At 45.4% G+C, this 13,010-nt stretch carries 11 protein-coding genes; 8 read left to right on the forward strand and 3 right to left on the reverse strand.

Features of this window, described 5'->3' with window-relative positions; all coding sequences use genetic code 11:
* Positions 1-140: 140 nt before the first annotated feature.
* The 3 genes from dapD to map form a co-directional block, all read right to left on the reverse strand.
* A complete protein-coding gene (gene dapD / locus IQ211_RS07160) occupies positions 141-965 on the reverse strand; it encodes a 2,3,4,5-tetrahydropyridine-2,6-dicarboxylate N-succinyltransferase (protein WP_189759666.1) in 825 nt (274 codons plus the stop codon).
* 37 nt (positions 966-1,002) lie between these two features.
* Entirely contained in the window at positions 1,003-3,657 is a 2,655-nt protein-coding gene (gene glnD / locus IQ211_RS07165; protein ID WP_189759667.1) for a bifunctional uridylyltransferase/uridylyl-removing protein GlnD, read from the reverse strand.
* 154 nt (positions 3,658-3,811) lie between these two features.
* Positions 3,812-4,609: a type I methionyl aminopeptidase gene (map, locus tag IQ211_RS07170; protein ID WP_189759668.1), complete on the reverse strand. Its 798-nt coding sequence runs from the start codon at positions 4,607-4,609 to the stop codon at positions 3,812-3,814.
* A gap of 401 nt (positions 4,610-5,010) precedes the next feature.
* Here map and rpsB point away from each other — a divergent pair, with 401 nt between their 5' ends.
* The 8 genes from rpsB (at position 5,011) to rseP (ending at position 12,993) form a co-directional block, all read left to right on the forward strand.
* Positions 5,011-5,736: a 30S ribosomal protein S2 gene (rpsB, locus tag IQ211_RS07175; RefSeq protein ID WP_189759669.1), complete on the forward strand. Its 726-nt coding sequence runs from the start codon at positions 5,011-5,013 to the stop codon at positions 5,734-5,736.
* Between the two features lie 168 nt (positions 5,737-5,904).
* Positions 5,905-6,762, forward strand: a complete 858-nt coding sequence (tsf, locus tag IQ211_RS07180; RefSeq protein ID WP_189759670.1) for a translation elongation factor Ts — start codon at positions 5,905-5,907, stop codon at positions 6,760-6,762.
* Between the two features lie 143 nt (positions 6,763-6,905).
* Positions 6,906-7,634, forward strand: coding sequence for a UMP kinase (gene pyrH, locus IQ211_RS07185; RefSeq protein ID WP_189759671.1), 729 nt, complete (start codon positions 6,906-6,908; stop codon positions 7,632-7,634).
* Positions 7,635-7,805: 171 nt separating this feature from the next.
* Positions 7,806-8,363 carry a ribosome recycling factor gene (gene frr / locus IQ211_RS07190; RefSeq protein ID WP_189759672.1) on the forward strand — a complete coding sequence of 186 codons (558 nt, stop codon included), beginning with the start codon at positions 7,806-7,808 and terminating at the stop codon, positions 8,361-8,363.
* Positions 8,364-8,547: 184 nt separating this feature from the next.
* Positions 8,548-9,744 (forward strand): 1-deoxy-D-xylulose-5-phosphate reductoisomerase, encoded by a 1,197-nt coding sequence (ispC, locus tag IQ211_RS07195; protein ID WP_189759673.1) that lies wholly within the window; start codon positions 8,548-8,550, stop codon positions 9,742-9,744.
* 261 nt (positions 9,745-10,005) lie between these two features.
* A complete protein-coding gene (gene ispU, locus IQ211_RS07200; protein WP_399478095.1) occupies positions 10,006-10,758 on the forward strand; it encodes a (2E,6E)-farnesyl-diphosphate-specific ditrans,polycis-undecaprenyl-diphosphate synthase in 753 nt (250 codons plus the stop codon).
* A 9-nt stretch (positions 10,759-10,767) separates the two neighbouring features.
* Positions 10,768-11,631, forward strand: coding sequence for a phosphatidate cytidylyltransferase (gene cdsA, locus IQ211_RS07205; RefSeq protein ID WP_189759674.1), 864 nt, complete (start codon positions 10,768-10,770; stop codon positions 11,629-11,631).
* Positions 11,632-11,640: 9 nt separating this feature from the next.
* Entirely contained in the window at positions 11,641-12,993 is a 1,353-nt protein-coding gene (rseP, locus tag IQ211_RS07210; RefSeq protein WP_189759675.1) for a sigma E protease regulator RseP, read from the forward strand.
* Positions 12,994-13,010 lie beyond the last annotated feature (17 nt).

Raw genomic sequence — 13,010 nt, forward strand, 5'->3', positions numbered from 1 at the left:
GCCTTTTGTTCCTTTATTGCTCTTTGTTTCGCAACTTAAGGTTATAAAGGCAGGGCTATGTCATTTCAATTCACTATGTCATCTCATCTAGAAAGTCGAGCATCGCGTTAACTTATTTATGAAATAGAAAGTTTATACCGTTAATCAATATTTCTCAGCAGTTCATTAATACCCACTTTACCACGGGTCTTGGCATCCACCTTTTTCACAATAACAGCGCAATATAGGCTGTAGCTGCCATCTTTCGACGGAAGATTACCGGAGACGACGACAGAACCAGCGGGTACGCGACCATAATGGATTTCGCCAGTTTCGCGATCATAGATTTTGGTGCTTTGGCCGATGTAAACCCCCATTGAGATCACGGAGCCTTCTTCTACGATAACGCCTTCTACAATCTCAGAACGTGCACCGATAAAGCAGTTGTCTTCAATGATGGTTGGGTTGGCCTGTAATGGCTCCAGAACACCGCCAATGCCCACTCCGCCGGATAAGTGAACATTTTTACCGATCTGTGCACAGGAGCCGACTGTCGCCCAGGTATCTACCATTGTGCCTTCATCCACGTAAGCACCGAGGTTGACGTAAGATGGCATCAGTACGGTATTGCGTGCAATATAAGCCCCTTGGCGGACAGCCGCAGGAGGTACGACACGGAATCCTTCTTTTTCGAAACGAGCCTGATCATAGTCAGCGAATTTCATCGGCACTTTGTCGAAATAGCGGCTTTCAGCACCTTCCATCACCTGATTGTCATTAATACGGAAGGAAAGCAATACCGCTTTTTTCAGCCATTGATGAGTTACCCACTGTCCGTCGATTTTTTCAGCGACACGCAGTTTGCCACTGTCCAGCATTTGAATAACTTGATTAATGGCATCGCGGGTTGCGCTATCAACGGTAGTTGGGGTGATATTAACGCGATCTTCAAATGCATTTTCGATAATCGTTTGTAATTGCTGCATAAGTATGCGGTTCCTAATTTTTGTTAAGAGAATCTTGTTATAGTTTATCTCGTGTGTTGAGAGCCTCTGTCAACCTTTCTGATAGTTCATCCCTGATTTTTTTATGTAATGCGTTTTGATCTTTATCTGCTAATACAAAAAAGTCTTCCACACGTTCGCCAATAGTCGTAATGCGAGCGCCATGTAAGGAAACACCCAATTCGGCGAAAATATTGCCTACCCGTGCCAATAATCCAGGCTGATCCAATGCAACTAATTCCATATAAGTACGGCGAGCATTTTTTGTCGGTAAAAAGCTAACTTTGGTTGGGACATTAAAATGGCGTAACTTGGCAGGCAAATTGCGTGCCTTTGGGACTTTAGGATGCGGATCGTTCATAACTTTCAATAAGGCACGGCGGATAGGTTCGTGACGATCAAACGCCAGTGGATGACCATTAGGATCTAAAACAACAAATGTATCCATCGCCATTTCATCACGATTAGTGAAGATTTGAGCATCATGGACACTTAAATTACGTTTGTCCAATTCCCCAACAACGGCCGCAAAAAGCGAAGGCCGGTCTTGGCACCAAATAAAAATTTCTGTACCACCGTGAGAAAAGGCGGTGCTGATCAAAACCATGGGTTCCAGAGGGGAGTGATGGATTAAATGGCTAGCATGCCACGCTAATTGGTCGGGAGTATGGCGCAGGAAATAGTCTGCATGGCAACGGCTCCAGATATTGTGTAAGCGCTGTTCGTCGATATTTTCCTGGCGCAGAAGGGCCAATGCTTGTAAGCGATTGTGACGGATTCGTTCCCGTAAATCAGGGGTATTTTGAATTCCCTGGCGCAATTGGGTTTCAGTGGCGAAATAGAGTTCACGTATCAGGCTCTGTTTCCAGCTGTTCCAGAGTTTAGCGTTGGTAGCACAAATATCAGCAACGGTCAGGCAGACTAAGTAATTAAGACGGTTTTGGTTTTTAACCTGGCTGGCAAATTGCTGGATGACTTCTGGATCTTGAATATCCCGACGTTGTGCAGTCACTGACATCAGCAGATGATCGCGAACCAGCCATTCCACTAATCCAGCTTCGTGGTTTGTCAAACCATGCTGTCGCGCGAATGTGAAGGCATCTTTCGCGCCAAGCTCAGAATGATCGCCATTGCGCCCTTTGGCAATATCATGGAAAAAAGCGGCCAGCCGTAGTAGCTCTGGTTGAGGAATATGCGGGTAAAGTTCAACACACAGAGGGTGGATCACACGGTTATTTTCATCAGCAAAACTTTCCAGTTTTTGCAGTACGCGGATGGTGTGTTCGTCAACGGTATAAGCATGAAAAAGGTCAAATTGCATCTGGCCGACAATATTGCTCCAAAAAGGCATATAAGCCCCTAAGACACTATGAAGGTGCATTGGGAGTAATGCACCTGTAACTGCGTGGGGATGGCGCAGAATATCCATGAAAATTTTTCGTGCTTTGGGATGTTCACACAACGGAGCGGTCAGATTTCTACGGGCATAACGCAGTTGGCGCAATGTTGTGGAATAGATCCCCTCAATTTCACGATGTTCAGCCATGTGATAAAACATTCTCAATATTGAAGTAGGATCACGGCTAAATAGCGTTTCATCAATGAGATCGATAAGGTTTCCCCGTAATTGAAACTCAGTGTTCAGGAAGCGCGGTTTTTCATTGGGCAGCAAGGTCAAAATGGCTTCATTAAACAGTTGCAGCAGCATGTTATTTAGCTCACTGACACGGCGAGTCATGCGATAGAAATCTTTCATCATTTGCTCGACCGGCTGATTTCTTTCCCCTTCATAGCCGAGCAGCTGGGCGACACTAAATTGGTATTCGAACAGCAACCGGTTATCGTAACGGGTAACAACCAAATGAAGCGCAAAACGGATACGCCAGAGAAAATTCTGACATTCGTTCAATTCATTGCGTTCCTCTTGGGTCAGGAAACCAAAATTGACCATTTCATCTAAGGAGGTGGCACCAAAATGGCGATGAGCGACCCAAAGTAACGTGTGAATATCGCGTAGGCCACCTGGGCTGCTTTTAATGTCAGGCTCCAGATTGTAACTGGTGCTGTGATAGCGTCGGTGGCGTTCTTTTTGTTCAGTAATTTTAGCTGCGAAAAATTGAGCGGATGGCCAGAAATCATCACTGAAAATATATTTCTGCATGCGCAGAAAGAGAGATAAATCTCCACAAATTAAGCGGGATTCAATGAGGTTAGTCGCGATAGTGGGATCGGAAAGCCCTTTTTGCTGGCACTCCTCGAATGTCCTGACACTGTGGCCGACTTCAAGACGAATATCCCACAGTAGGGCAATTAACTGCCCAAGGCGAGTTGATTGCACTTCAGTCAATGGCGATTCGCTCAAAATCAATAGGTCAATGTCAGAGAGAGGATGTAATTCGCGGCGGCCATAACCACCAACCGCAATCAGGGAAAAAGAATCGATCTGATCAAATCCCTGTTCCTGCCATAATCGTTTTAAAAGTTGATCAATATAGTCACTGCGGGTGTAAATCAGTGCATCCGCTGAGATCCCTGCCTTGAATGCGTGTTCAAGCCAGAGCTGGAATTCATCAATATGCTGTTTAAGGGCGGGGAATTGCAGATCATCGTGGGAAAACTCCACAGGAGAAAGAGGCGGAACGGGGGCTTGCGCTAAGGAGATATCAACCGGCATATGCAGAAACCTATCGTGAGAAAACTCATGATGACCAGATTACTGAGAAAATAATAGGATGAACAGGGGTTATTCACCGCGATAAAAGCTCCCCGGCAGTTGAAGCTAGCAGGGAGCTTGTTGATTAAGTTTAATAAATTGCGTTAGCTGGCAATTATGCGTTCACTAATACCGCTGAGATATGCGCTTCTTCTTCTTGGCGCCATGTCATGATTTCACAACCATTATCGGTAACGACAATAGTATGTTCGTACTGTGCAGACCAACCGCGATCTTTGGTTTTAACTGTCCAGCCATCTTTCATGGAGCGAATACGAAAATCACCCGCGTTGACCATTGGCTCAATGGTGAATGCCATGCCTTTTTGCAATACCACGCCGCCATCATCAGCATCATAATGCAGAACATGCGGTTCTTCGTGGAAGCCTCTGCCGATACCGTGACCGCAGTATTCGCGGACAACAGAATAATCGTGACTTTCGACAAACTGCTGAATTGCCTTGCCGATGGTACGCAGACGGATGCCGGGCTTAACCATTTTCAGGGCAAGGTACAAGCTTTCCTGCGTTACACGACACAGGCGCTCACCTTGAATGGTGGGCTTGCCGACAATAAACATTTTAGACGTATCACCGTGGAACTCATCTTTGATGACTGTCACGTCAATATTGACGATATCACCTTCTTTCAGTGTCTTATCATCGCTTGGAATGCCGTGGCAAACCACGTCATTGACGGAGATGCACACGGATTTAGGAAAGCCGTGGTAACCCAGACAAGCCGAGATTGCCTGTTGTTTTTCGGTAATGTGCTGGTGGCAGATACGATCAAGTTCACCTGTAGTGACGCCAGCCTTAACGTAAGGCTCAATCATTTCCAGAACTTCGGCAGCCAGGCGTCCGGCAACCCGCATTTTCTGAATGTCTTCTTCTGTTTTGATAGAAATAGCCATGAAATGGGTCCATTTAAGTCGGAAAATTACCGACTACTTGATATTAATTAAGGAAAGTATTGTCGGTAATGGTATCAGCCCACCGAATGGATGCCAATATAACCCGCATTAGTCGCCGTAATAAACATAGCTGTAACAAACGTATCTGTAACAAATGTTGGAGTCTGGTGGTGGTTTATGGTATAAAGCGCGCCGGTATTCTGTGTAATTGTTTCTGATATGATGCAATTTGCTGAGGATACTAAATAAACTCATTATGTGTAAATAACACACACGGATCGGCACATACACCGGGGTGCTCTTATGCGGTTAACTCATTGATATGAATCACCCGCAGTCAAGGAGTCGGTGTCATGGGATCTGTGGAGGCATAACCCCAATTAACTTTATAGAGGTCTAAAATGGCAACTGTTTCCATGCGCGATATGCTGCAAGCGGGCGTTCACTTCGGTCACCAGACTCGTTACTGGAACCCAAAAATGAAACCTTTCATCTTTGGTGCTCGTAACAAAGTTCATATCATCAACCTGGAAAAAACTGTTCCAATGTTCAACAATGCTTTGGCAGAGCTGAACAAAATCGCTTCCCGTAAAGGTAAAATTCTGTTTGTTGGCACCAAGCGTGCTGCCAGCGAAGCAGTAAAAGAAGCAGCACTGAGCTGTGACCAATACTTCGTTAACCACCGTTGGTTGGGTGGTATGCTGACTAACTGGAAAACTGTTCGTCAGTCAATCAAGCGTTTGAAAGATCTGGAAGTTCAGTCTCAGGACGGTACTTTTGACAAGCTGACTAAAAAAGAAGCGCTGATGCGTTCTCGTGAGCTTGGCAAACTGGAAAACAGCCTGGGCGGTATCAAAGACATGGGCGGCCTGCCTGATGCGCTGTTTGTTATCGACGCTGAACACGAACACATTGCTATCAAAGAAGCAAACAACTTGGGTATCCCTGTATTCGCTATCGTTGATACCAACTCTGATCCAGATGGCGTTGACTTCATCATCCCTGGTAACGACGACGCAATCCGTGCAGTTAAACTGTACCTGACTGCGGCTGCTACCGCTGTTCGTGAAGGTCGTTCTCAAGATCTGGCTGTTCAGGCTGAAGAAGGTCTTGTAGACGCTGAATAATAAGGCCTGCTCATTTTGTTTGAGCCCTTATTGACCAGGTATTGAAATATATTGGTTAGGGGGCCTGTTATGGCCCCCTTTACCTATCTGATATAGAACTATTATCTGATATAGAACTTTCCACGCGGAATATTATCTTCCCGCGAGACACATCGAGGAATAAAACAAATGGCTGACATTACCGCTGCTCTGGTAAAAGAACTGCGTGAGCGTACTGGCGCAGGCATGATGGAATGTAAAAAAGCACTGGTTGAAGCAAATGGTGATATCGAACTGGCGATCGATAACATGCGTAAATCAGGTCAGGCAAAAGCGGCTAAGAAAGCAGGCCGTGTTGCTGCTGAAGGTGTTATTCTGGTTGAAGTTGCGGCTGATGCTAAATTCGCAGCTATCGTTGAACTGAACTGTGAAACTGACTTCGTTGCTAAAGACTCTGGCTTCCTGGCTTTCGGCAAAGAAGTTATCACTTCTGTTATGGCAGACAAAAACGCTGACATCGATGCACTGAAAGCGAAGTTCGAAGAACAGCGTACTGGCCTGGTTGCGAAAATTGGTGAAAACATCAACATTCGTCGCGTTGCTATTCTGGAAGGTGAAGCGGTGGGTTCTTACCTGCACGGTTCCCGTATCGGTGTTCTGGTGGCTGCGGAAGGCGCTAACGAAGAGCTGATCAAACACATCGCAATGCACGTTGCGGCAAGCAAGCCAGAATACGTGAACCCAACTGACGTTCCTGCTGACGTTGTTGAGCGTGAGCACCAGATCCAATTGGAAATCGCAATGCAGTCTGGTAAGCCTCGCGAAATCGCAGAGAAAATGGTTTCTGGCCGTATGAACAAATTCACCGGCGAAATCTCTCTGACTGGTCAGAATTTCGTGATGGACCCAAGCAAATCTGTTGGCGATCTGCTGAAAGAAAACAATGCTAAGGTTATCAACTTCATCCGCTTCGAAGTTGGTGAAGGTATTGAGAAAGTTGAAGCTGATTTCGCAGCAGAAGTTGCTGCAATGAGCAAACAGTCTTAATTTTCTTGAACGGAGCCGCCGATTGGCGGTTCTGTTTTATCTCATGATGAATTTTTACATCTGGGCTTTATCGCGTGGATGTGTAGTAGTTGAGTAAATCTTAATAGATCCCCAATATCCTTATCTGCTTAGGACTGAACACCATGGCAACCAATGCAAAACCCGTATATCAGAAAATCCTGCTTAAGCTCAGTGGAGAAGCCCTGCAAGGCGCAGAAGGTTTTGGCATCGACGCCAGTGTCTTAGACCGTATGGCTCAGGAAATCAAAGAACTGGTTGAGCTGGGTATTCAGGTCGGTGTCGTTATTGGAGGCGGTAACCTGTTTCGTGGTGCCGGTTTGGCAGAGGCAGGAATGAACCGTGTAGTCGGTGACCACATGGGCATGTTGGCGACTGTGATGAATGGTCTGGCAATGCGTGATGCCTTGCACCGCGCCTATGTGAACGCTCGTCTGATGTCTGCCGTCCCACTGAATGGCGTATGTGATAATTATAGCTGGGCTGAAGCGATAAGCTTACTGCGTCACGGTCGTGTTGTTATTTTCGCTGCGGGTACTGGCAACCCGTTCTTTACAACAGATTCCGCTGCATGTCTGCGTGGCATTGAAATCGAAGCGGATGTTGTGTTAAAAGCAACCAAAGTTGATGGCGTTTATTCTGCTGATCCTGCAAAAGATCCTGAAGCCGTTCTCTACAATCAGCTCACTTATCAGGAAGTATTGGAGCGTGAATTGAAAGTGATGGATCTGGCCGCCTTTACGCTGGCTCGTGACCATAACCTGCCAATTCGTGTTTTTAATATGAACAAACCAGGCGCACTTCGTCGTGTTGTGATGGGAGAAAGTGAAGGTACGTTGATTTCTCACGGCTGATTTTTCACAGTTCGTGCTCAGAGACATTGGTGAAATTTGACGGTATGATCAGCGTCCTGATGCGCCAAATTTAATGACACAGGGTCACATATATCGTAGCGTATTCGGTTCACTTATCTATAATTTACGCAGTGTGGCCTAAAAAATAACCATCTCCCAAGGGTTTGTAACGTGATTAATGAAATCAAGAAAGACGCACAAGACCGCATGGAAAAAAGCGTCGAAGCACTGAAAAATCAAATTAGCAAGGTTCGTACTGGCCGTGCTTCTCCTAGCCTGTTGGATGGCATCAGCGTTGAATATTATGGCGCTGCGACTCCACTGCGTCAGATTGCAAACGTTGTTGCAGAAGATGCCCGCACTTTGGCGATCACGGTATTTGATCGCTCTATGACCGCGGCAGTTGAAAAAGCCATTATGGCTTCTGATCTGGGTCTGAACCCCTCTTCTGCCGGAACCATTATTCGTGTTCCATTACCACCATTGACAGAAGAGCGCCGTAAGGATCTCATCAAAGTTGTTCGTGGAGAAGCGGAACAAGGCCGTGTCTCCATTCGTAACATTCGCCGTGATGCGAACGATAAGGTCAAAACACTGCTGAAAGACAAAGAAATCAGTGAAGATGAAGAACGTCGTTCACAAGATGAAATTCAGAAACTGACTGACAGCTTCATTAAGAAAATTGATGAAGCGCTGGCAAATAAAGAAACTGAGTTGATGGATTTCTAATTGCCGTTTCACGCATACAACGCCGCAGCTCTTGCGGCGTTGTTCTTATCCTGGATATTACACTTCGTATCACATTTCTTTCTCAAGCGATGGACATAGCGATCTGCACCGCTCAAACTATGACAATTTTCTGTTGCGATTTTCCATTGCAATTTTATATCAGTAGCATACTTAGAGTATTAAAATGAAACGGTTAACTATTCTTGGCTCAACGGGTTCGATTGGGAAAAGTACGCTTTCTGTTGTCCGCAATAACCCGGATAAATTCAGTGTCATTGCACTGGTGGCTGGGAAAAATATTGAAGTTATGGCACAGCAATGTTTGGAATTCCACCCTCAATATGCAGCAATGGCAGATGAACCGTCAGCAAAAGCTCTGCGTCAGTTATTACAGGCGCAGGGAAGCCAAACCGAAGTGCTGTTTGGTAAAGACGCGATTTGTGATTTAGCGGCATTGGAAGACGTCGATCAAGTCATGTCAGCTATTGTTGGCGTTGCAGGTTTATTGCCGACTTTGGCCGCTATCCGCAAGGGAAAACAAGTTCTGCTGGCTAACAAAGAATCTTTGATTACCAGTGGCCGTCTGTTTATGGATGCGGTTGTCCAATACAAAGCGCAATTGCTGCCAATTGATAGCGAACATAATGCTATTTTCCAAAGTCTGCCGGAAGGGGTTCAGCATAATCTTGGCAAGGCAAATCTAAAAGAGTACGGTATTTCCAGCATTATCCTCACAGGATCGGGCGGGCCGTTCCGTAAGACGCCTTTGGAGAATTTGCCCAACGTGACTCCTGATGAAGCGTGCGCTCATCCTATCTGGTCAATGGGACGTAAGATTTCGGTGGATTCTGCTACCATGATGAACAAAGGCTTGGAATATATCGAAGCACGTTACCTGTTCAATGCATCCGCAGATGAAATGGAAGTATTATTGCATCCCCAATCGGTCATCCATTCGATGGTTCGCTATCAGGATGGTAGCATCATCGCACAATTAGGAACACAGGACATGTGTACCCCAATTGCTTATGCGATGGCTTATCCTAATCGTATTCCATCTGGGGCAAAGCCATTGGATTTTACCGAATTGAGCATGCTCACTTTTGAATCCCTGGATTATCAGCGTTATCCTTGTTTGAAACTGGCGATTGAGGCTTGTCACCAGGGGCAGGCGGCAACAACGGCATTGAATGCTGCAAATGAAGAAACCGTAGATGTTTTTTTGCAAGGTGGAATCCGTTTCACAGATATTGCGACAATCAACCGGTTGGTCGTTGAAAAAGTAAATTTATCTGAACCTCAAAGTATCGAAGAGGTCTTAGAAATCGATAACATAGCCAGGACCTTAGCGAAAGAAGCCATAAGCACTTTTGCCAAATAGCAAGTTTTATTAATAAGTATAGGTTTGCGTTTTGGCAAATGATATAGTTCGCGGGTAAATTACAGTTGCTATAATAGCCATTTCAATTATCTGATGCTTGCATTCTAATCATAGATAAGCGCAGGTTAAAGGCTTCATTCAGTCATGCCTGAAATAGCCGTGCTATCCGTGCTAATTGTTGACACGTAACACGGCTTTTTCATGTTTGGAAGTGATTGAATTTACCAAAAAGTCAGCTTAGTTATTTAAGGATTATTTTGAGTGATATCTCCCAGTGATAATGACTCATTGCCAACGTTACCCAGACATGTCGCCATCATTATGGATGGTAACGGTCGCTGGGCAAAAAAACGGGGCAAATTAAGAGTCTTTGGCCACCGTGCAGGAATTAAAGCCGTACGAAGTGCCGTGAGTTTTTCAGTGAAACATAATATTAATTCACTGACGCTATATGCTTTTAGCAGCGAAAACTGGAATCGCCCACAGCAGGAAGTCAGTTCATTGATGGAGTTGTTTGTTTTTGCTCTCGATAATGAAGTAAAGAACCTGCATAAACACAATGTGAAATTGTCTGTGATTGGTGATATCAGTCGTTTTAGCTCACGGTTGCAGGAGCGTATCCGCCGTTCTGTTGAACTAACAGCAGGTAATACCGGATTGCAGCTTAATATTGCTGCTAACTATGGCGGTCGTTGGGATCTGGTTCAGAGTTTTAAACAAATTGCTGAAAAGATTAAAGCCAATGAATTATCTCCCGAAGAGATTACCGAAGCTACAGTTAATGACTTCATCAATTTAAGTCAGCAGCATGAAGTGGATCTGGTGATTAGAACTGGAGGTGAACATCGAATCAGTAATTTCCTGCTATGGCAGATCGCTTATGCAGAATTGTATTTTACCGATATACTTTGGCCTGATTTTGATGAAACTGTTTTTGAAGGTGCGATTAATGCCTTTGCCAAACGAGAACGCCGATTTGGCGGAACACCAGACGATGCCGAAGTGGGATCATAGGAGGATAACTTGCTGAAGTACCGTCTTTTAACTACGTTGATATTGATTCCACTTGTTATTGTAGCGCTGTTTTTCCTCCCCCCGGCAGGGTTTGGGTTGGTTGTCATTGCTGTTTCAGCACTTGCTGCATGGGAGTGGGGACAATTTGCAGGTCTTTTCACTCAAGTTAAACGTATTACGCTGGCTGTGTTATTTGCGGTAGGGCTATTGGTCTTGCAGTGTTCTTTGTCAGATTTTTCTCACCTCATTGAGAAACCACAAATTGTATACCTGTTGTGGGCTGGCATGCTTTGGTGGGTGGCTGCCATTTTATTGGTGGTGACTTATCCTGCTTCTGCTGCCATCTGGAAATCGTCGGTTGCCTTGCGTCTGCTATTCGGAGTTATGACTATCGTGCCATTTTATTGTGGGATGATGGTATTGCGAACCCAGAGCTATGAAAATAGTCCCTATGATGGCGCATGGTGGTTGCTGTACGTCATGCTGTTGGTATGGGCTGCCGATTCAGGCGCTTATATTTTTGGCCGTACAATGGGTAAACATAAAATGGCCCCAAAAGTATCCCCAGGCAAAACGCTTGAGGGGTTGGTTGGTGGATTATTAACGGCTGCACTGATTTCGTGGTTGTTTGGTAAATTTGCCCCTGTCCCCGCGATGCCAGAACATTTGTTGCTGATTTCTGCGGTAGTGGTAATTGCCTCGGTCTTTGGTGATTTAACTGAAAGTATGTTCAAGCGGGAATCTGGGATCAAAGACAGTAGTCAATTGATTCCGGGGCATGGCGGTGTCATGGATAGGATCGATAGTCTAACTGCGGCAGTTCCAGTGTTTGCTGGACTGGTTATGTTGATTTCTTCTGGATTTACTCTCTGAAGGTACGTAATGGATATTCTCTGGAATCTGGCTGCATTTATTGTTGCTTTGGGTGTTCTCATCACAGTGCATGAGTTTGGTCATTTTTGGGTTGCCAGACGATGCGGTATCTATGTTGAACGCTTTTCCATCGGATTTGGCAAGGTGCTTTGGCGTCGTACAGATAAACAGGGAACCGAATACGTTATCGCTCTTATCCCCCTTGGTGGATATGTCAAAATGCTCGACGAGCGGGTAGGAGAAGTTGCTCCTGAACGTCGTCATATGGCATTCAATAATAAAACTATTGGCCAGCGCGCGGCAGTCGTCAGCGCTGGGCCAATTGCAAACTTCATTCTGGCGGTGATCGCTTATTGGTTGGTTTTTGTGATTGGCGTGCCATCTGTTCGCCCGGTAGTGTTGGATGTTAAGCCAAACTCGATAGCGGCACAGGCAAATATTTTGCCTGGAATGGAACTAAAAGCCGTTAATGGTATCGAAACTCCTGACTGGAATTCAGTACGTCTTGCCATGATAGGTAACGTGGGAGCGACATCGGTCACGATGGATGTTTTGCCTCTGAATGCGCTTGATAATGTGCAAAAAACACTGGATTTGAGTAAATGGACCTTTGAGCCGTCCAGACAGGATGTTTTGCTGTCTTTGGGAATTATGCCTGTTGTACCGCGGGTGAGTTCGCAAGTAGAAAAAGTTTATCCTGCTTCAGCCGCTGAAAAAGCGGGTTTACAAAGTGGGGACAGGATCGTTAAAGTCAACGATCAAGATGTCGATGTATGGCACACTTTTTCATCTTTTGTCAGGAAGAATCCTAATGTTCCTCTAAAATTGGACGTTGCGAGAGCAGGGAGAATGATCTCCTTGTCCTTGACTCCTGAAGTCAGAAAATTATCCAACGGCCGTGAGGAGGGCTTCGCTGGCACCGAACTGAAAATTATTCCATTGGCGGATGAATACAAGGTTATTCAGCAATATGGACCTTTTTCTGCCATTTATGAGGCAGGAGACAAGACTTGGCAATTAATGAAGCTGACCGTCAATATGATCGGCAAATTGATTGTGGGTGACTTGAAATTGAATAACCTGAGTGGCCCGATTTCCATTGCCAAAGGTGCCGGAGTATCGGCTGATTCTGGCTTGGTGTATTATTTAATGTTTTTGGCGCTGATTAGCGTCAATCTTGGGATCATTAATTTGTTCCCATTACCTGTACTAGATGGTGGACACTTGCTTTTCCTTGTTATCGAAAAGATCAAGGGGGGGCCAGTCTCCGAGCGTGTACAAGACTTCAGTTATCGCATTGGTGCTATATTACTGGTGTTATTAATGGGGCTTGCACTTTTCAATGATTTCTCCCGCTTTTAAGGTGGGAGACCGGTTAG

This window comes from Xenorhabdus griffiniae (genome assembly GCF_015163655.1).
In the GTDB taxonomy this organism is placed as follows: Bacteria; Pseudomonadota; Gammaproteobacteria; order Enterobacterales; family Enterobacteriaceae; genus Xenorhabdus; species Xenorhabdus griffiniae.